The 19,689-nt window shown below is 40.3% G+C and carries 16 protein-coding genes; 5 read left to right on the forward strand and 11 right to left on the reverse strand.

Features of this window, described 5'->3' with window-relative positions; genetic code table 11:
- Positions 1-11: 11 nt before the first annotated feature.
- Together MWU84_RS08780 and MWU84_RS08785 are read right to left on the reverse strand one after the other, a co-directional pair.
- Positions 12-1,085, reverse strand: a complete 1,074-nt coding sequence (locus tag MWU84_RS08780) for an aminoglycoside phosphotransferase family protein (protein ID WP_246900716.1) — start codon at positions 1,083-1,085, stop codon at positions 12-14.
- 12 nt (positions 1,086-1,097) lie between these two features.
- The gene (locus MWU84_RS08785) at positions 1,098-1,988 is read right to left on the reverse strand and encodes a sugar phosphate nucleotidyltransferase (RefSeq protein WP_246900718.1); all 891 of its coding nucleotides are present in this window, start codon (positions 1,986-1,988) and stop codon (positions 1,098-1,100) included.
- Positions 1,989-2,318: 330 nt separating this feature from the next.
- Here MWU84_RS08785 and hemN point away from each other — a divergent pair, with 330 nt between their 5' ends.
- The 3 genes from hemN (at position 2,319) to MWU84_RS08800 (ending at position 5,792) form a co-directional block, all read left to right on the forward strand.
- Positions 2,319-3,680, forward strand: coding sequence for an oxygen-independent coproporphyrinogen III oxidase (gene hemN / locus MWU84_RS08790; protein WP_246900719.1), 1,362 nt, complete (start codon positions 2,319-2,321; stop codon positions 3,678-3,680).
- Between the two features lie 78 nt (positions 3,681-3,758).
- Entirely contained in the window at positions 3,759-4,580 is an 822-nt protein-coding gene (locus MWU84_RS08795) for a universal stress protein (RefSeq protein ID WP_246900720.1), read from the forward strand.
- Between the two features lie 144 nt (positions 4,581-4,724).
- Complete coding sequence (locus MWU84_RS08800) at positions 4,725-5,792, forward strand: amidohydrolase family protein (RefSeq protein WP_246900721.1); 1,068 nt, start codon at positions 4,725-4,727, stop codon at positions 5,790-5,792.
- 28 nt (positions 5,793-5,820) lie between these two features.
- Here the strand turns inward: MWU84_RS08800 and MWU84_RS08805 are convergent, their stop codons facing one another.
- From MWU84_RS08805 to ccoS, 8 genes are all read right to left on the reverse strand, one after another.
- Positions 5,821-6,690 (reverse strand): PIG-L family deacetylase, encoded by an 870-nt coding sequence (locus MWU84_RS08805; RefSeq protein ID WP_246900722.1) that lies wholly within the window; start codon positions 6,688-6,690, stop codon positions 5,821-5,823.
- 151 nt (positions 6,691-6,841) lie between these two features.
- The gene (locus MWU84_RS08810; RefSeq protein ID WP_246900725.1) at positions 6,842-7,543 is read right to left on the reverse strand and encodes a sulfite exporter TauE/SafE family protein; all 702 of its coding nucleotides are present in this window, start codon (positions 7,541-7,543) and stop codon (positions 6,842-6,844) included.
- Positions 7,544-7,580: 37 nt separating this feature from the next.
- Positions 7,581-8,039, reverse strand: coding sequence for a FixH family protein (locus MWU84_RS08815; RefSeq protein WP_246900727.1), 459 nt, complete (start codon positions 8,037-8,039; stop codon positions 7,581-7,583).
- Positions 8,040-8,219: 180 nt separating this feature from the next.
- Complete coding sequence (ccoG, locus tag MWU84_RS08820) at positions 8,220-9,638, reverse strand: cytochrome c oxidase accessory protein CcoG (protein ID WP_246900729.1); 1,419 nt, start codon at positions 9,636-9,638, stop codon at positions 8,220-8,222.
- A 69-nt stretch (positions 9,639-9,707) separates the two neighbouring features.
- On the reverse strand, positions 9,708-10,586 hold the full coding sequence (locus MWU84_RS08825) for a cbb3-type cytochrome c oxidase N-terminal domain-containing protein (protein ID WP_246900731.1): 879 nt from the start codon (positions 10,584-10,586) through the stop codon (positions 9,708-9,710).
- Complete coding sequence (locus MWU84_RS08830; RefSeq protein ID WP_246900733.1) at positions 10,583-10,777, reverse strand: CcoQ/FixQ family Cbb3-type cytochrome c oxidase assembly chaperone; 195 nt, start codon at positions 10,775-10,777, stop codon at positions 10,583-10,585. The genes MWU84_RS08825 and MWU84_RS08830 overlap by 4 nt, the downstream gene beginning before the upstream one ends.
- A gap of 3 nt (positions 10,778-10,780) precedes the next feature.
- Complete coding sequence (gene ccoN / locus MWU84_RS08835) at positions 10,781-12,982, reverse strand: cytochrome-c oxidase, cbb3-type subunit I (protein WP_246900735.1); 2,202 nt, start codon at positions 12,980-12,982, stop codon at positions 10,781-10,783.
- Between the two features lie 2 nt (positions 12,983-12,984).
- Complete coding sequence (ccoS, locus tag MWU84_RS08840) at positions 12,985-13,191, reverse strand: cbb3-type cytochrome oxidase assembly protein CcoS (protein ID WP_246900737.1); 207 nt, start codon at positions 13,189-13,191, stop codon at positions 12,985-12,987.
- A 374-nt stretch (positions 13,192-13,565) separates the two neighbouring features.
- Between ccoS and MWU84_RS08845 the strand changes: the two genes are divergently transcribed.
- The gene (locus MWU84_RS08845; RefSeq protein ID WP_246900739.1) at positions 13,566-16,214 is read left to right on the forward strand and encodes a c-type cytochrome; all 2,649 of its coding nucleotides are present in this window, start codon (positions 13,566-13,568) and stop codon (positions 16,212-16,214) included.
- A gap of 140 nt (positions 16,215-16,354) precedes the next feature.
- On the opposite strand, the gene MWU84_RS08850 is transcribed toward MWU84_RS08845, so the two are convergent.
- Complete coding sequence (locus MWU84_RS08850; RefSeq protein WP_246900741.1) at positions 16,355-18,736, reverse strand: heavy metal translocating P-type ATPase metal-binding domain-containing protein; 2,382 nt, start codon at positions 18,734-18,736, stop codon at positions 16,355-16,357.
- A gap of 173 nt (positions 18,737-18,909) precedes the next feature.
- On the opposite strand from MWU84_RS08850, the gene MWU84_RS08855 reads away from it, so the two are divergent.
- On the forward strand, positions 18,910-19,545 hold the full coding sequence (locus MWU84_RS08855; RefSeq protein WP_246900742.1) for a Crp/Fnr family transcriptional regulator: 636 nt from the start codon (positions 18,910-18,912) through the stop codon (positions 19,543-19,545).
- Positions 19,546-19,689: the final 144 nt, after the last annotated feature.

The raw sequence follows: 19,689 nt of genomic DNA on the forward strand, positions 1-19,689 counted from the left end.
ATTCAAAAGAATTAAACTTTGGGTGTAAGCCCTTTCTTTACTACTTGGGTCATATACCCTATTTCTTGAAGAGCCTTATTGGTAAAATCGAATAAGCTCAAGCAGCGGTCCAAATTCTGGTTTTCGTAAGATACCTTGTAATAGACATTGTTGTTCAAATAGTCGGTGAGGGCTCTTAAGCCGTGAATGAAAGGCATAAATACAGCTCCCCAGGGCAGAAGGTCTATTTCCTCCTTGGATAAAAAAGGGCCGTTACTCTCCAAGCCCTTTACGAAAGCTTCGAACAAGGGTCTTTCAAAAGTAATTTTCCCATGGTCCTGTTCGTCCTCAGCAGCCGTATTGGCAACAGTTCTTATGGCATCGCCAAAATCAAAGTAAAAATATCCCTTCATAATGGTGTCTAAATCTATAAGGCAAAGGGCCTTATTTTCTTCTTTGGAGAAAAGGATATTGTTTAACTTGGTATCATTATGGCAAACCCGTAATGGCAACTTGGAATTGTCCAATACTTTTAGTTTTTCCAAAGTTTCCTTAGCAAAAGTTATGGCTTCGTTGGCCGTTTCCAGTTTTTCTTTTTTGGCGGATAAAATGGATTCCTTAAATTGATTTTGCCTTAACGCAAGATCATGGAATTGGGGTATAGTATCCACGTAATTTTCCAAAGGGGCATCTGCAAGAAGTTGATGGAATTTTCCAACTACCCTTCCGGCCTCGAAAGCAATATGCTCATCAGTAGCATTGTCATAGGCGGTAGTGTTGTTGATGTAGGTCATCAACCTCCAATATCCCGTATTTTCATGCTTAAAATAGGAACTGGCCAATTCAGTTTTTAATAGTTCAATGGCCGTGTAATCTTCGTCCTGCAAACATTCAAACGCATTGGCAATATTGCCCATTAGGCCATGAACATCCTTAAAGACATTGTGGTTTACCCTTTGAAGAATGTACAATGGGCAATTGTTGTCCAGGACTAGGTAGGTGTCATTGATATAGCCTTGGTTTATGCCTTGGAACTCATAGGTTTTCCTGTCTATGGAGAAGTTTTGTAACAGCTCGTTCAGTTCGTCATATTTATTTGCAATCATTGATCAACTATTCTAAACATTTTCCCATAGTGGGGAGATATACTCATTATTGTCCGTCATGCGCTGTAATTCTGAAACTGCCACTTCCTTGTCACTGGCGTATGTTACTCCAAACCATTGACTTGCGGAAGGAATTACGTCTACATCTATTAAATTTTGTGCAATCATTTCTTTTATGGCGAACGGAAGGTATATTTCCCCTTTGGCATGATTGTCCTTGTTTCCTATAAACTCTCTAAGGTAATCCGTAGTAAACTGAAAAATAGAAGGTTGACAAACCCAAAAGTTCATACTGACCAATTCTTCCCCAGTAAATTTGGTGCCTGAGTCCAAATCAATAATAGCATTTTCTTGAGCTTCTATTTTAGTGTATTCGTTTATGGAAGTTAGTTTGCCGCCTTCGGATTTACATACTCCCCTTGAAACAGAACCGTGCTCTGACAAAGTGTTTTTAAGGATATAGGCAATTAGGCCAAAGGTCTCTTTGTTACCATTCCCCTTAATGAAGCTGGCAGCACTTTCAAAGGCATTTTTACCATAATAATCATCCGCATTAATAATGGCAAAAGGTCCCTTAATTACATTTCTAGCGGTCCATACTGCATGCGCCGTACCCCAAGGTTTGGTCCTTTCACCTGTAAAAGTTACGCCTTCCGGAAGATCGTTTACTTCCTGTGCCAAAACATCCAATTTTATACTTTTGGGTAATCTGCTGGATAAGTGCTCTTTTAAAAATTCTACATTTTCCTTTTTTGTAATGGCAACGATGTGGTCAAAACCATTTTTAAGGGCATCATAAATACTGAACTCCATTAGGAACTCTTCTTTTGGACCCAGGTCATCAAATTGTTTAAGCTTGCCATATCGACTGCCACTACCGGCTGCCATTAAAAGTAAAGTCATAATTGGTTATTTTTAAGTTTACAAAAATATAGTTTTTATCACAAAGGGGCTTCTAGAACGGATTATTTAAAAAATTAGTTTCGAATTGTACATTATTTAACGATTTTTTGTTTTTCAATCTAAAGATTTCCCGATAGTCTTGGCTCAGGGATAAACGGATTTAAGAATTATTTTTACGGTTCTGCTGCTAGTGGAGGAAGGTTGATCGGATTTTGAAATATCCAGGTATTAGGTATAAAGGTGTCAGGTTCATTCCCAAACCTGATAAGTGTCATATTTTTATAGGCAACGACATGGTATTTTTGTTGCCATTGCAAATAAAAACAACTCATGACCAGTTTAGTTCAAAAGTATAATATTCCCGGCCCTAGATACACTAGTTATCCCACTGTTCCTTATTGGAATTTGGAAACTTTTTCTGGTCGGCAATGGGGAAATACGCTAATCAAAAATTTCAATGAAAGCAATGCGGAAGAAGGAATTAGCCTATATATTCATTTACCGTTTTGTGAAAGCCTTTGTACTTTTTGCGGATGTCACAAAAGAATTACCAAACGGCATGAAGTTGAAAACCCATATATCAGTAATGTATTAAAGGAGTGGAAGCTTTATTGTGATTTGTTTGAAACAAAACCAAGAATTAAGGAGCTGCATCTGGGAGGTGGAACGCCTACTTTTTTCTCCCCCGAAAATTTGACCCGCCTTATAAATGGTATTTTCATGTCTGCTACCCATGCAGATAATTTTGAGTATAGTTTTGAGGGTCACCCCAATAATACTTCCAAAGAACATTTGCAGGCCCTTTATGATGTTGGGTTTAGAAGAGTGAGCTACGGGGTTCAGGACTATAACAAGAAGGTTCAGCTTGCTATTCATAGGCTACAGCCATTTGAAAATGTAAAAAATGTTACCCAATGGGCAAGGGAGATAGGATATACTTCCGTTGGTCATGACATTATCTTTGGATTGCCCTTCCAAACGAAGGAGGATGTTACCGAAACTATTTTAAAGACCAAAGAATTAATGCCAGATAGATTGGCCTTCTATAGTTATGCCCATGTTCCTTGGTTAAAGGGAAATGGACAAAGGGGATATAAGGATTCAGATCTGCCCACGGCGGAGGAGAAGCGCGATCAGTATGAGATGGGCAAGGCATTGTTGGCAGAAGTAGGTTATTCGGAAATAGGAATGGATCATTTTTCGTTAAAAACGGATTCACTGTTCAAAGCCATGGGGCATGGTACCTTGCATAGGAATTTTATGGGGTATACAGCTTCTAAAACCCGTGTAATGGTTGGTTTGGGAGTCTCCAGTATAAGTGATAGCTGGGATAGCTTTGCCCAAAATGTAAAAAGTCTGGAGGAATATCGGCATTTGGTCGAAAGCAATATTATTCCCATCTATAGAGGTCACATTTTAACCGAAGAAGACAGGATTATTCGAAGGCACATCTTAAATTTAATGTGTAAATTTAAGACTACTTGGGAGAATGAAAATGAAAGGTTTGATGAACTGGATGAGGTCAAGGACAGGCTGAATGAAATGGCTACGGATGGATTGTTGGAAATAGATTCAAATAGCATCTATGTTACCGAAAAAGGAAGGCCCTTTGTACGTAACGTATGTATGGCGTTCGATTTGTTCTTGCATCGCAAGGCACCGGATACCAGATTGTTTTCGATGACTATTTAGCGCTGCCAAGCTAATTTAGAATTTCTAAGTCCTTATCTTTTTAAATCTTTTGGTAATAAATCAGTTAAAATAAAACTTATGAAAAAAATTATTGTACCTGTCGATTTTTCAGAGCAATCGGAAATAGCATTAAAAACGGCCGCTTCCATTGCTACCAAATACGGTTCCGAGCTCTTTGTCCTGCATATGTTGGAATTGTCCGATGCCCTAATTTCGGCCAATGAGCAGGCCCACTATGAGCAAGCTGTATTTTTAATGAAATTGGCAGAGAAAAAGTTCGAAACTTTTTTGGAAAAGCCCTACTTAAAGGGAATCAAACTTACGCCTATTGTAAAACATCATAAAGTTTTTAGCGAGGTGAATGCCGTTGCAGAAAAACACGGGGCAGACCTTATCATTATGGGATCTCATGGTACCGATGGTATCAAAGAAATATTTGTGGGTTCCAATGCAGAGAAAATGGTAAGAAATTCGAATATTCCGGTCCTCGTTATTAAAGACTTTATTGATGGTTTTGAGGTGAAGAGGTTTGTTTTTGCCTGCGATTTTGAGGAAGAGAATTTGGATGCTTTTCATCGGGCCAAAAAATTGGCGGATAAGTTGGCTGCAGAATTGATATTGGTATATATTAATACTCCCGGAGATAATTTTCTGAGCACTAAGGATGCCTTTAAGAAAATTAATAAGTTTCTGCATTTGGCCAAAGTGAGTTTGGAAGTCGAGATTTATAACGACTACAGCGTAGAAAGGGGCATACTTGGTTTTAGTCAAAGCAGGAACGCCGATTTAATAGGATTGCCGACCCATGGAAGAAAAGGCTTGACCCATTTTCTAATGGGAAGTATTGGGGAAGACGTGACCAATCATTCCAAAATACCGGTTATCACTTTTAAAATATAGTGGCTTTAGGAATTTGAAATCAATTGGCTACAAGTGCTTGCCGAACGATGGCTAGTAAGATTGTATGTCATAGTTGATACTTAAATCGTTATATTTGAGGGGTATGGGTTGCCTATTATGGTCTAATTCTTAAAAATCCTCTATATGAAAATTTACTACATCATTTTTTTATGCATTGCTTTTGGTCCTAACGCAGTTAATGCACAAGAAGATATTTTACTAAAGGATTACGATCCGGTATCTATTTATAATATTCCCAAGACCAAAATATCCAAAGCCAAATTTCCAGTGGTGGATTTTCACTCGCATTCGTACCCAAAGTCGGAACAGGAAATAAGCGAATGGGTGAAGACCATGGACAAAAAGGGAGTGGCAAAGTCCATTATACTAACCTATCAGACCGGAAAGTCCTTTGATAGCATTGTAAATCTGTATTCCAAATATGGGGATCGTTTTGAGCTTTGGTGCGGTTTTGATTTTACCGGTTACGAAGAAAAAGGCTGGAGCAAACGTGCTGTAAAAGAGTTGGAAAGATGCTATAAGATGGGGGCGAAGGGAGTTGGTGAATTGGGCGATAAAGGTTTTGGTTTTTTTTACTCCAAGCCTACACGGACAGAAGGGATGCACGCGGATGATGAAAGGATGAAACCTTTATGGGAAAAATGTGGGGAATTGGGTATGCCGGTAAGCATTCACGTGGCGGACCCTATGTGGATGTACGAACCGATGGATGTTCATAATGATGGACTTATGAATGCCTACAAATGGAGAATAGATAAGAGCAAGGAAGGGTTGTTGACACACGCAGAACTAATTGCTACCTTGGAAAATGCAGTTAGGGAAAATCCGAAAACTACTTTTATAGCTTGCCATTTCGCTAATTGTAGCCATGACTTGGATATTGTTGGGAGACTGTTGGGTACTTATGATAATCTGTATGCCGATATTTCTGCCAGATATGCGGAAACGGCTGCAGTTCCCAGATATACCAAACGCTTTTATGAAAAGTATCAGGATAAACTGGTCTATGGTACGGATATGGGTACCGATCCGGAAATGTACGAAATAACGTTTCGCATTCTGGAAAGCGAGGATGAACATTTTTATGACAAGAATATTTCCTCCTATCATTGGTCTTTTAACGGCTTGGGACTTAGTGACGAGGTTTTGAAAAAAATATATAATGAAAATTCTAAAAAAATCCTAGACTAGTCAATATCCGTTTTTTTGCTGATAAAGATTATTCTTTAAGCATAGGGAAAAGTGTCTTGATTTCCTCGCCTGTGGGTTGTTTGCCGTACTCGCATATTTCAAAACCTTCTATATGCTTGGCGGAAGAAGCTTTGTTTCCGTACCATTTTTCAGCACATTTCAGGAGTACTTCATTAGGGGTTCGCGAACGCCAATTGGCCAGCATTTCCAATCTACCTTTGTCATCCTTGGGCACTTTGTCCAAAGTGCCGGCAGTCCAGGGAAGCCATTCAAAGAACTGTGATTTATGGGCTGACATGGCGTAAATTTTTTGATCAAAAACAGCATCTGTAATGACTGCAATATCAGGTTCGAAGGGACTGGGTTTTTGAAAACTATCTTCGGAGTAAAGGAAAACCGGATTTTTTTGTAGCGGGGGTACTTCCGGTGCTACGTTGGGGACTATGACCATATAGGCGGCATCCTGTACCAGAACACCGGTATACCTGTGATCAGGATGATAGTCGTTAGGTCTTGGGGCAATAACCACATCCGCATTCCATTTTCTAATCTCACGTATCACCTTTAAACGGTTTTCCAAAGTAGGCATTAATTCCCCGTCGTGGTTGTCCAAAACCGTATATTCTACCCCAAATCTTTTACCTGCTTCCTCGGCCTCGGCAATCCTTACTTTGGCTAGCTCCCCTCCGCCCATGGCATAATGGCCGGCATCTCCATTGGTGAGCGAAACAAATTTTACATTATGGCCCATTTTAGACAGTAAAATGGCCGTGCCTCCAGTGTCAATATCACAATCATCGGGATGCGCTCCAAATACAATGACGTTTACTTTTTCGCTCTGCGAAAATAGTAGGGTAGTATGCAATATGAAATAACAGAGAAGTATGATTTTTTTCATAAGGGGTTGATTATGGTTGTGCGAATATCCGGCATTTCAAAAATTGATCGGACCTGTTTAAATATGCTGAATTCCAATATACTTGAAATTTACATTATTTTGTAATACACGACAAGCATAAAATGCAGTGGGAGGTGGATGTAATGGATAATTAATGACACTCCAGGCTGCTGTCCACAACTTCTAAGACAGGTTCGGGCGAAATATAGGGAATGCCAAGTCCCATACCTCTTAATATGAACAGTAGCCCTACAATGACTACAAAAACAGGGATTAATCGCTGCACTGATTTTTTCATGCTGCCTTTTAGCATACTGCCAAAGTAGACGGCAGTGGTCATTAAAGGGATGGTACCCAATCCAAATAGTAGCATAAAGAGTGCTCCAAGCCATGGGTTGGCAGTGGCAATACTGCCAAAAAGAGCCATGTAAACCAATCCACAGGGTAGTAAACCGTTAAGGAAGCCAATGGTCAGGAAGGTGTCTGGACTTTTTCGCTGTAATTCTTTTCCCAATTGGCTTTTTATTTTGGAGAGGAAAGAATATATGGGTTTGGAGAAATTGTATTTGCTAAATGTTTTGTAGGGAATTAGGATTACTATAATCATGAGGATCCCAATAATGATAGAAAGTCTTTGCTGTAGGCCAAATACATAAAGGCCCTTGCCCAAGAACCCAAAAATGAGTCCGATAAGGCTGTATGAAGTAAGCCTGCCCATATGATAAAGAAAGACCTGTAATAATTTCTTTGCGGGTTTGTGGCGATCTACCGGTAACATAAAGGCAATAGGGCCGCACATCCCAACACAGTGAAAGCTTCCCATTAGACCCAGAAGTACGGCAGATATCAACATAGTTTAAATGTATTGACCCTTGAGCTATTTACGCTCCTTATTTATTTTTGCTATAGGTTATTTTTTTCTTATATAAATAGGCTTCCCCTTTATATTCCCAGGATACTTTAATGTCCCAGCGACCATCCAACAAACGATTGTCAGGTATGAGCAAATAGTCTTGGGATAAACTTATAGGTAAGTCAAAATCCAAGTGCTTGTTAGATGGCCTGTACAGGGACACTGTACCTTTAATATTTTCTGTGTTCAAGCCATTTGGGAATACCAATTTTAGGCCTTCATCGGTAGTTTTTAGTGTAAGGTCCACTTCTTTTGCGCGGGCATTATTTTCTGCGTCAATTTCATTTTGATACCCCAATTCCGCACTGTAATAGTTCTCAATGACCAAATCATGATTGGCCCTATTATCCATACTCATGCGGACAACAAAAAATAGGATAAAACTTATAAACCCTATGAAGGCTAGTACAATTCCGGTTCCCCAATTAATTTTCATAGCTTTTTATTTTAGTTACGATCTTCTTTATTACAGAGATCCTATTCGTGTTTTAAGGATTAACCAACTTCTTTAATTTACTCGATAATCGAGATTTTAACCTGCCTACCGCAGGCGGGGGTCGAAATCTAAAATTAGGTTCCTTTCAATGCTTTGCGGGCCTGTCTGCCCCGAGGTCGTTTACTTATAACTTCTCGGTGCCATAAATCTGGCTGTAGCTGTTTCAATCAATTTTTCACCGCTATAGACTCCAATATTCAATTTGTTCTTGTCGCCTACCAAAGCCGAATTATTTATTTCTACAAATAAGGTTCCTTCTGCCAGACCTTGTGCCGGTACTGTAAACAGTTCATGTCTGACCAGGTTAATGGAGCCATTGTGCGATAACAGCTTAAAGCTTATGTCTGGAATGTCCTTGGTGGTTTTGTTTACCAATTTATAGGTGTAAACATTGCTGATGATATTACCTTCCTTATGTTCATATAGTTGTCCTGGCAGTCTTAAGATATTTGCCTCCACCTCATTTCTAAGAAATAGCATTCCAATCAAAATTCCAATAAGAATTACAAGAACCGCAGTGTACCCCTTTAGTCGAGGTGTAAACTTGAACTTGGATTTTTTCTCAATGTTGTCTTCGCTGGCATAACGTATAAGTCCTTTGGGAAGGTTGACTTTTTCCATTATGGTATCGCATTCATCAATACAGGCCGTACAGTTGACACATTCCAATTGCGTTCCATTTCTTATGTCTATCCCTGTTGGGCAGACGTTAACACATTGAAAACAATCGATACAGTCACCATTTCCAAGGGCTTCCCTGTCCTCTCCTTTCCTAAATTTTTTTCTTCCGTTTTCACCCTCGCCACGTTTATGGTCATAGGCCACAACAATTGACTTATTGTCGAGCAGTACCCCTTGCATCCTTCCATAAGGACAAGCTATTATACATACCTGCTCCCTAAACCAGGCAAATACAAAATAAAACACGGCGGTAAAAATTAAAAGGGAAACCAGTGTACTTATGTGTTGCAGGGGGCCATCGGTTATATACTCTATTAAACGGTCGCTCCCAATTAAATAGGCCAAGAATACATTGGCAATTAAAAAGGAAATAATGAAGAAAATAAGTAGTTTAAGGGTGCGTTTCCTTATTTTTTCCGCATTCCAAGACTGTTTTTTAAGTCGCATTTGGGCACCGCGGTCACCGTCGATCCAATATTCAATCCTCCTAAAGACCATTTCCATGAATATGGTTTGGGGACACATCCAGCCACAAAAAATACGACCAAAAGCAACGGTAAACAACGCTATAAATATTACCCCGATTATCATCGAAATTACAAATAGATGAAAATCCTGTGGCCAAAAAGGAAACCCAAAAATGTTGAAACGCCTTTCCAATACATTGAACATTAAGAACTGGTTGCCGTTTATTTTCACAAAGGGGGCCAAAAAAAGAAATGCCAAAAGAACGTAACTTACATATTTTCGATATTCGTAAAACTTCCCACTTGGTTTTTTTGGAAATATCCATGCCCGTTTTCCCTCTTCATTTATCGTACCTATAGAGTCCCTAAAATTGTCCTGGTCCTGTGCCATTTCTTTGATCTACTTTTTTTTGATATTATGGGTATGCTTTAAAATGTACTCTTAGGTTGTTTTGGGTGTTTACTCCCCAGTCCAGATTTCTCCTTCTGCGGCCTTTGGGTTTGCAGGTGCCTTGCCACTTATCTCAGAGAGAATAAAGCTGGCTACCTGTGCTATTTCGGCTGGCTTAAGGGTCTGTTTCCAAGCTATCATTCCCTTACCATCCCTACCACCTTCGGAAATGGTGTGGAAAACGTTTTTGATCCCACCTCCCAATATCCAATACTCGTCGGTGAGATTTGGGCCTATTCCCCCACCGCCATCCGGCATATGGCAAGCTACACAATTGGCTGTGTAGATGGCCCCACCAGCCTTAATATCGGAAGCTTCCGTCAATAGTTCCACGGTATTGGCGTCTACCAAACCTTTTGCAGTCTTTTTGTACTCTTCAATGGCAATCTGGGCCTCGGCCACTTCCTGTTCATATTCCATATCTTGGGTATAGTCATTAAAGACATGGAAACGGGCCAGATAAACTAAACCAAAAATAATGGTGGCATAGAACATATACACCCACCAAGGTGGAAGATTGTTGTCCAGTTCACGGATACCGTCATAATTGTGGTCGAGGATAATTTCTTTTTCTTCTTCAACAGGTTTGTTTCCGGTAATTTTTTTCCAGAAGGCTTTGCCCCATTTCCACTCCCATTGCTTGGATTTGGACTCCAAATATCGCTTTTGCGCTTCGGGGGATAGGGTTTGGAACATTACATTTTCCACTGATTTTAGGATCAATTCAATACCCACCAATATGAACAACACTACCAACATAAACACAAGTGTGATAGGATATTCAACAAATGCGGGTTTGTCCCCGGAGTCAATAAAATACTCCATCAATCCGAAGATTAGGAAAAAGATTAGGGGGACTCTTATCCACCAAGGTGACATATTTCTCATAACGATTCTTCTTTAGGTTGGTTATCTGTTTCTAATGGTAATTCGCTAACTTCCTTGATGTGTTCTTTAGAGGCAGTTAATACCCACCAGAAAAGTACTGTGAAAAACACAAAGAAGATTAACAATGATATCATGGGATAGGTGGCAACACCATCTATGCTTTCCATATAACCTTTTACAAATTTTAGCATGACTTATTTGTTTTGTGAAATTATTTCGTCCGTTTCCTTTATTTTAATATCTGTTCCCAGACGTTGCAGATAGGCTATCATTGCTACGATTTCCCTATCCTTCATTTCTATGAATTCTTCTCCGTTTTCGGCGGCATATTTTTTGTCCTCTTCATACCCTTTGGCAAAATCAGGATCGGAGTATAGATTTTTCTCTATTTTGGTTGCCTGTTCGTTCATCAATTGTTCGGCATTCGCAATCTCCTCCTCGGAATACGGCACTCCTAGGGTGACCATAGTCTCCATTTTTGTCTGTATGTTACTTCTATCGTGTCTATTGCGAACCAACCACGAATAGGAAGGCATAATAGATCCTGAGGAGGTGGTTTGTGGGTCGTACATATGGTTAAGGTGCCAGTTGTCCGAATATTTGCCACCTACCCTTAAAAGATCGGGACCTGTTCTCTTGCTTCCCCAAAGGAAAGGATGGTCGTAAACATACTCCCCGGCTTTGGAGTACTCACCATAACGTTCTACCTCGCTTCGGAAAGGTCTTACCATTTGGGAGTGACAGCCAACACATCCCTCCCTTATGTATAGATCCCTGCCTTCCAATTCCAGAGGGGTATATGGTTTAACACTGGTTATCGTTGGAATGTTCGATTTTACCAAAATAGTGGGGACTATTTGGATTATTCCTCCTATTAAAATGGCAATGGTAGCCAAAATGGTCAATTGAATAGGCTTACGTTCCAACCAAGTGTGGAAAGTTTCTCCAGCAGTTCTTTTTCTGGATACGGTAGTCAATGCAGCTGCTTCTGCCAATTCATCCTCTACCTTGGTACCTTGCTTAATGGTTACCACTACGTTGTAGATCATGATAATTGCCCCAATAATATACATGGTGCCACCAATGGCCCTCATCCAGTACATTGGAATAATTTCATTTACGGTCTCCAAAAAGTTACCGTAGGCCAAAGTTCCATCAGGGTTAAATTCTTTCCACATTAAGGCTTGGGTAAAACCGGCAACATACATGGGAAGTGCGTAAAGTATAATTCCTAAGGTACCGATCCAGAAATGGAAATTGGCCATGGGAAGTGAGTGCAATCTGGTCTTGAACATTTTTGGAACCAACCAGTAGATCATACCAAAAGTCAGGAATCCGTTCCATGCCAAGGCTCCTACGTGTACGTGGGCAATAATCCAATCACTAAAATGCGCTATGGCATTTACATTTTTAAGCGAAAGCATTGGTCCTTCAAAAGTGGCCATACCGTAACCCGTAATGGCTACTACCATAAACTTTAAAACTGGGTCTGTTCTTACCTTGTCCCATGCTCCACGTAAAGTTAAAAGTCCGTTGATCATACCTCCCCAAGAAGGGGCAATCAGCATTACGGAGAATGCTACCCCTAAATTTTGGGCCCATTCGGGTAAGGAAGAATACAACAAGTGGTGTGGTCCGGCCCAGATATAGATAAATATCAAGGACCAGAAGTGTACAATAGATAATCTATAGGAGTATACGGGCCTATTGGCCGCTTTGGGTACAAAGTAGTACATTAATCCCAAGAAAGGTGTGGTAAGGAAGAAGGCAACGGCGTTGTGCCCGTACCACCATTGTACCAGTGCATCCTGGACTCCTGCGTATACCGAGTAACTTTTAAACGCACTAACAGGTAAGGACAAACTATTAAAGATATGGAGAACCGCTACGGTTACAAATGTGGCCAGGTAGAACCAAATGGCCACGTATAAGTGGCGCTGCCTTCTTTTTAACATAGTACCGATCAGGTTCCATCCAAAGGCAACCCAGACGGCAGCAATGGCCAAATCTATGGGCCATTCCAATTCTGCATATTCCTTTGAAGAAGAGTAACCCAAGGGCAGGGTAATTGCCGCTGCCACTATGATGGCCTGCCATCCCCAGAAGTTAAAATTACTTAATCCATCGCTGAACATTCTGGCCTTTAACAAGCGTTGGGTAGAATAATAGACCCCGGCAAAAATGGCATTTCCTACAAAGGCGAAAATAACCGCATTGGTATGTAAGGGCCTAAGACGGCCAAAACTCAACCAGGATATTCCATCGGTTAAATTTGGAAAAAGAAACATAAAGGCAAGGAGTAAACCTACCGACATTCCCACAATTCCCCAAAACATAGTTGCATAAAGGAATTTTTTTACGATTTTGTTATCGTAATAAAACTGTTGTACTTCCATAATTACAATTTTTGACTTTCACTTTCTTGGTTAGATATTTTTTCTGTCTCCTTGGTAGAACTTTTTACCAGTTCATCTTCAAAGAGCATACGCACGGATGGGGTATAGGAATCATCGAATTGACCACTCTTGGTAGCAATAATAAAAGCCGCAAAAAAAATGACGGCTACAACAATACTCAAAGTCAACAATAAATAAATAACACTCATACCTTACCTGAATCAGGGCGTAAAACTAAACATGGGGGCTGTGGAATAATATGACATTTATCAGCTTTTGATAAAATATTGCAAGTTCTTCTCCCTTAGAACATTTTTTATGTGCCTTCTTTCAAATATCCTAATTGTTAATCTGAAAAGCTTGTTCTAAACTATAAAAAAATAAAGGTTTCAATTAAGATTGTGTAGTCCACTAATAATGGGAATTCATCTAAAATAATGTGATCATACCCGTAATAATTCAATTTAATCATGGATTTATGGGAAAGATTTTTAGTTTTGCCGCTACTTTGTTGAAAATCCGGTAAACCTTAACTGGTTTTTCTACCCTAGGGGTATAATTATAAATTTTAACGGAATTGAATATGTTTAAAAAGGTAGGATTTATTTTATTTTCAAGTTTATTGTTTTTTAGTTGTAATCAAGGGGAGGTCCCCTGTACTCCAAGTACCGAGGCAATTAATTATCCTTCTTCCGATTCATTGGCGCAAGTTCTGAACTGGCCAAAGGATTTAAAAATAACAGGATTTTCAGGTCCTGACTTGACGCCTAGTCCTGCCTGTATGGCTGTAGCTGCTACCGGGGAGGTCTTTGTTGGGGTAGATATGATGGGTTCCCTTGGGAAGGAGATGAACAAAGGGTTTATAAAACGCTTGGTAGATTGTAATCACGATGGAATAATGGATTCCTATACCGAATTTGCCCAAGTGGATAACCCTAGGGGTATTTTGGCCATAGGGGATGAGGTATTTGTGCTGCATACTACGTTTTCGCCCGAAACGGGAAAGGCCTTTAATATGGACTTGGTGGTATTTGAAGATAAGGACAAGGATGGAGTGGCCGACGGACCTGCCAAGGTTTTAATTAAGAATTTGAGCAATTCCAAATACCTGGCGGAGAGGGGAACCGATCATGCTACCAATGGCATTCAAATGGGTATTGACGGGTGGATATACATTGCCGTGGGCGACTTCGGCTTCCACAATGCCACAGATAGCGATGGAAAACAATTGACCATGTTGGGCGGTGGTGTCTTGCGTGTACGTCCGGACGGAACCGAAATGGAAGTGTATACCCATGGGTTGCGGAATATTTACGACGTGGCCATTGACCCCTTCATGAATATATATACAAGGGGAAATACCAATGATGGTGGGGGCTGGAACATAAGGTTTATTCATCAGATACAATCTGGGGAGTATGGATACCCAGTATTATTCAAGCATTTTACCGAAGAGATCCTTCCTGCCTTGGTGGATGTTGGTGGTGGGTCTGGAACAGGGTCCCTTTATATGAACGATTCCCGTTGGCCGGAAGATTACAATAATGTTCCCATGATGGCGGATTGGGGTAGGAGCTATCTTTATTTTCACAGACTTAGTAAAAATAAGGCGAGTTTTGTACAGGACGAGGAAGAGTTTATTAAGCTTCCGCAAATAACCGATGTGGATGTGGATGCAGCTGGTGCTATGTACCTTTCTGCTTGGGATGGTGCAGGATATTCGGGAAGTCCGGATAAAGGATATGTGGTTAGGGTTGTGCCGGAAGACTTAAATTATGAGCCATTCCCCAATCTGCAGGATTTCTTCTGGACCGGTAGTTTGGTGGATTTATTAAAGGCGGATAATGCCAAGACTCGTCTAAGTGCCCAATACGAGTTGATAAAAAGAGGGAAAGGTACCGATAAAGTATGGCAATTGGCAGAAGACAGCTCTTTGCCTTTGGAAGTACGTGCCGCAGCTATATTCACTTACGCCCAACTGGCAGCAGAAGGTGGAATTGACCGTTTGGTTTCATTAACTGAGGATCCGCAAGTTCAAGAATTTGCCCTAAGGGCCTTGTCAGACCGTTTGGGAGCCATTGAGAAAGTGCCTACGGAACCATTTGTAAATGCATTAAAGTCAGATTCTGATCGGATAAAGGCGGCTGCAATTATTGGTTTGGGTAGATTGGGCAAAAAGGAAGTTGCCGATGTCTTATTGGAGATTCCAGTGCCAAGTTCGTTTCAAGCCCCATCAATGGGAACTGAAGGGCCTCATGCCAAGCCAAATGCCGAAATTATTGTTCCTCATTTAGCCGTTAGGACATTGGTTAAATTGAATGCTTTAGATGCCTGTGTCAGTGCTTTAAATACTGATCAAAGGGATATGGCACTTTGGGCTTTGAGATATATGCACAGCCCCAAAGCGGTGGACGGAATGATAAAAGCTTATGAAAATACGGATGAGACCATTTTCAGGAATAAAATAATCAATACTATGGCCCGCATATACCACCAGGAAGCGCCTTATGATACCTCCTGGTGGTGGAGTACCCGTCCGGATACCCATGGACCATACTACAAAACGGTGGAGTGGGATTATACCCCTGTAATACGTTCCTTTTTACTCGGGGAATGGGAAAAAACTTCCGAAGATGAAAAGGAGGTGTACGCAGAATTAAACAGTAAGTACAGATTGGCGATAGATGACTTTGGTACAGTGGAAATAACCGATCCCAAGGAAGATATGCCGGCAGTAGATCTTGAAAAGATCAAGAACAAAAAAGGACAGATCGGAGAGGCTTCCATTGAGGATATCATGATAGCTCTTAAAAAAATTAAGGGTGATCCTGAAAAAGGTAAGGAAATATTTAAAACACAGGCTTGTTTTACCTGTCACAGTGTATCTACTAGCGAGGTAATGAAAGGTCCTTTTATGGGTCAAATAGGATCAATTATGAACAGGGAACAGATTGCCGAGTCTATTTTAAAGCCAAATGCTTCTATCTCCCAAGGGTTTTCAACGGTACAGGTGCAGACCAGGGGAGGTGATAATTATGTAGGTTTTGTAACCCAGGAATCTGCCACGGACCTGACCATTAGGAATATTGTAGGTACTGCGACCCAATTAAAAAAATCTGATATCGTTGAAAGAAAGGAGTTGGAGACTTCTATGATGCCATCTGGTTTGGTGAATGCACTTAGTTATGAGGAAATGGCCTCTTTGGTAGCCTATTTGCAGCAACAGAAATAGGCCAAGCGTTATTCTCTGACCAAAACAAATTAAGATTTTGAATGAACAAAAAGCCACTGTTTTTAGGACAGTGGTTTTTTTGTTGATATATGTATTTTGGGACTATAGGTTCAAAGGACTATAGTAAATTGCCTAGAACATCATTTGGGCTCCAATTTTCTTCCCAAAAGGTTTGTTGCCACAGTAGTGAAAATGACAATACTGATAGAGCTTAGTGGCATAAGGATGGCTGCAATAACGGGTTGTAATTGTCCTGTAACTGCGAAGTACAACCCTACAAGGTTGTACATAAGGGAGAGTATAAAACTTAGTTTTATGATCTTAATGGCTTTTCTGGAAGCTAAAATATACTGATATAGGGATTTGAAATTTTTAGCGTCCAATATGCCATCACAGGCTGGGGAAAAAACGTTCACATTTTCCGAAATAGCTATGCCAACGTTGCTTTGTGCCAGAGCTCCTGCATCATTTAGTCCGTCTCCTACCATCATTACTTTTTTGTTCTGGTCTTGGAGCGACTTTATAAATTGGAGTTTGTTGTCCGGTTTTTGATTAAAGTATAAGGGTGTCCCTTCTGGCAACAATTTGGTAAGGTTGGATCTTTCTCCAGCATTATCTCCAGATAAAATTGCCAATTCCAAGTCTTTGGACATTGTTTTAAAGGTTTCCTCGACACCGTCCCGGTATTGATTTTGAAAAATAAAACAGCCCTTGTATTGGTCATTGGAACTAAAGTGTACCGAGGTACTGTCCCTATTGTTTATGTCGGTATTGCCAACAAAGGTAGCCGAGCCAATTTTAACACTGTCCGTAACAGATGAACCTTTGATCCCCTGGCCCAAATATTCCTCGTATTCCTCGAGCGGCACAATGTTTTGTTCGGCCAACATATCATAAAGCTTTCTGCTCAGTGGGTGATTGGAGGAGCGTAAGGTATTTTTTAACAAAGATTCCTCTTCTCCTGTCAATTCCAAACCTTCATAGTATATGTGTCCTTTTTCAGCCGTGGTGATGGTCCCTGTTTTATCGAATATAGCGGTATCTACCTGAGCCAATTGTTCTATGGTCTGGGTGTCCCTAAGGTAAAATCCGTAGCGCCCAAAAATTCGCAACATATTGCCCAAGGTAAAAGGGGCTGCTAGGGCAATCGCACAAGGGCAGGCAATTATGAGTACAGCGGTAAAGACATTTATAGTTTTGCTGGGATCTATTATTAACCATATTATGGCTGAGACGAAAGCTATGGTCAGGACGGCAATAGTAAATCTTTTGCCAATACTGTCGGTCAAGGTTTGAAAGCTTCCCGATTTGTCTTGTTGGAAGACGGCATTGCTCCAAAGTTGTGTTAGGTAGCTTTGTGAAACAGATTTTATGGTTTCAATTTCTATGGCACTACTAATCTGTCTTCCACCGGCATAAACTTTGTCGCCTGATTTTTTGACTACCGGTTCCGATTCGCCCGTAACAAAACTGTAATCGATCCTTGCATTTCCGTTGATCAAGATAGCGTCCACAGGAATTAATTCCCCATTTCTTATCAGGAGCCTATCCCCAGCTTTTATGTCATATACCTGAGTGCTCTCTTCTGTATTTTTACTGGTAATTCTGGTAACGGCAATAGGAAAGTAGGATTTATAATCCCGTTCAAAGGAAAGATAGGAATATGTTTTTTGTTGAAAGAATTTACCTAAAAGTAAAAAGAATACCAGTCCCGTAAGGCTGTCGAAAAAACCCGACCCCCAATCGAAAATTATTTCGACGGTACTACGAAGGAATAAAACCAAAATACCCAGTGCAATTGGGATATCAATATTTAGAAATTTGGATCTTAACCCCTTGTATGCTGATATAAAATAATCTTGGGCTGCATAGAAGACCACGGGTAGGGAAAAGGCAAACATAAGCCATCTAAAAACCCCTTTAAATTGTTCCAACCAAAATTCCCCTACCTCAAAATATTCAGGGAAGGAAAGAAACATAACATTTCCGAAGGCAAAACCGGCAATACCAAGTTTATAGGATAAGCTGCGGTCCGTGCCTTTTTTTGCCTTGTCATAATCGTCCAGGGAAATGTATGGTTCGTAGCCAATTCTGGACATTAGCACTACGAGCTCCTTGAGGGAAACCTTGTTGGAATTAAAGGTGACCCTCACAGTTTTCTTGGGAAAGTCTACCTGGGAACTGTTTATTCCAGTATTTAATTTATTTAGGTTTTCCAATATCCAAATACAGGAACTGCAATGAATATGCGGAATGTATAGATTTATGATCTGCGTACCATTATCGTTAAACTCGATCAGTTTTTCTACAATGTTTTGCGAATCAAGAAAATCGTATTTGCCCTCTACTTCCTTTGGCGAGGCACCCGCTGCAGACTGTAGATCATAATAATAGGATAGGTCGTTACTGGAGAAAATTTCATAAACGGTTTTGCATCCAACACAACAAAAATTTTTGTCGTTATGATTTATGGGAGCGTTCCCACAATCGTCACCACAATGATAACACTTTACCTTATCCATAGATTATTTGCTTGATACCTGCCTGCAAAGATGGCCATGATTGCCGTTGTAAAACATGACATTTGTCAGTTTATTCCCCACCAATAACCTTTAAATTTGCCATATCAGGTAATTTTTTATTTATGGGCAGATGTGAAAATTGTATTATTCGCCAGTTCAATTCCTTACGGGCAATGAGCAAAGAAGAGTTGAAAAGGGTTTCGGATACCAAAACTACCAAATTTTTAAAAAAAGGAGATACCATTTTCGGTGAAGGAGATAAGCTCAATGGAGTTTTTTGCGTAAGGGATGGAGTTTCCAAGTTGTCCAAATTAAGTCCAAACGGGAAAGATCAAATAGTAAAATTGGCCACAAAAGGTGCGGTACTAGGGCAGCGTTCCGTAATTACCGAAGAAGTGGCCAACCTTAGCGCAATTGCTGTAAATGATATGGAGGTCTGTTTTATTCCCAAAGATGCCATTGTGGATAGCCTTAATAGCAATCCCAATTTTGCTGTGGAAGTATTGAGACATATTGCCCACGATTTAAAAGAAGCTGATGATGTTATAGTAAATATGTCGCAAAAAACTGTGAAACAACGTATAGCCGAGGCTTTTATATATTTGGAGGAAAATTTTGGTTTGGATGGGAATGGCTATTTGGCCTTGACATTATCCCGGGAGGATATTGCCAATGTAGTTGGTACGGCTACAGAATCTGCCATTAGAATTATTTCTGAATTCAAAAAACTGGGATTCATCAAAGCCTCGGGAAAAAAAGTAGCCATAGCGGATAGAAAGGGTCTAGACGAAGTGGTAAAGGGAGCTTAATGCCTAGCCACTGAATCTCTATCATTCCCAGATTTGTTATTCAATGCACCCTTGGTCCCGCAAGATATTGGGAAATATATTTCTTCACTTTATAAGAAAAATTAGATTAAAACGTCAAGCCAGTTGGGCTACTGGCAATGTTTT

It is taken from the genome of Arenibacter sp. F20364 (assembly GCF_023015905.1).
GTDB lineage: Bacteria > Bacteroidota > Bacteroidia > Flavobacteriales > Flavobacteriaceae > Arenibacter.

What these genes read in the sequence shown, in the direction of transcription:
- MWU84_RS08780 (WP_246900716.1), bottom strand. Translation starts at nt 1,085, where the DNA reads ATGATTGCAAATAAATATGACGAACTGAACGAGCTGTTACAAAACTTC.
- MWU84_RS08785 (WP_246900718.1), bottom strand. Translation starts at nt 1,988, where the DNA reads ATGACTTTACTTTTAATGGCAGCCGGTAGTGGCAGTCGATATGGCAAG.
- hemN (WP_246900719.1), top strand. Translation starts at nt 2,319, where the DNA reads ATGACCAGTTTAGTTCAAAAGTATAATATTCCCGGCCCTAGATACACT.
- MWU84_RS08795 (WP_246900720.1), top strand. Translation starts at nt 3,759, where the DNA reads ATGAAAAAAATTATTGTACCTGTCGATTTTTCAGAGCAATCGGAAATA.
- MWU84_RS08800 (WP_246900721.1), top strand. Translation starts at nt 4,725, where the DNA reads ATGAAAATTTACTACATCATTTTTTTATGCATTGCTTTTGGTCCTAAC.
- MWU84_RS08805 (WP_246900722.1), bottom strand. Translation starts at nt 6,690, where the DNA reads ATGAAAAAAATCATACTTCTCTGTTATTTCATATTGCATACTACCCTA.
- MWU84_RS08810 (WP_246900725.1), bottom strand. Translation starts at nt 7,543, where the DNA reads ATGTTGATATCTGCCGTACTTCTGGGTCTAATGGGAAGCTTTCACTGT.
- MWU84_RS08815 (WP_246900727.1), bottom strand. Translation starts at nt 8,039, where the DNA reads ATGAAAATTAATTGGGGAACCGGAATTGTACTAGCCTTCATAGGGTTT.
- ccoG (WP_246900729.1), bottom strand. Translation starts at nt 9,638, where the DNA reads ATGGCACAGGACCAGGACAATTTTAGGGACTCTATAGGTACGATAAAT.
- MWU84_RS08825 (WP_246900731.1), bottom strand. Translation starts at nt 10,586, where the DNA reads ATGAGAAATATGTCACCTTGGTGGATAAGAGTCCCCCTAATCTTTTTC.
- MWU84_RS08830 (WP_246900733.1), bottom strand. Translation starts at nt 10,777, where the DNA reads ATGCTAAAATTTGTAAAAGGTTATATGGAAAGCATAGATGGTGTTGCC.
- ccoN (WP_246900735.1), bottom strand. Translation starts at nt 12,982, where the DNA reads ATGGAAGTACAACAGTTTTATTACGATAACAAAATCGTAAAAAAATTC.
- ccoS (WP_246900737.1), bottom strand. Translation starts at nt 13,191, where the DNA reads ATGAGTGTTATTTATTTATTGTTGACTTTGAGTATTGTTGTAGCCGTC.
- MWU84_RS08845 (WP_246900739.1), top strand. Translation starts at nt 13,566, where the DNA reads ATGTTTAAAAAGGTAGGATTTATTTTATTTTCAAGTTTATTGTTTTTT.
- MWU84_RS08850 (WP_246900741.1), bottom strand. Translation starts at nt 18,736, where the DNA reads ATGGATAAGGTAAAGTGTTATCATTGTGGTGACGATTGTGGGAACGCT.
- MWU84_RS08855 (WP_246900742.1), top strand. Translation starts at nt 18,910, where the DNA reads ATGAGCAAAGAAGAGTTGAAAAGGGTTTCGGATACCAAAACTACCAAA.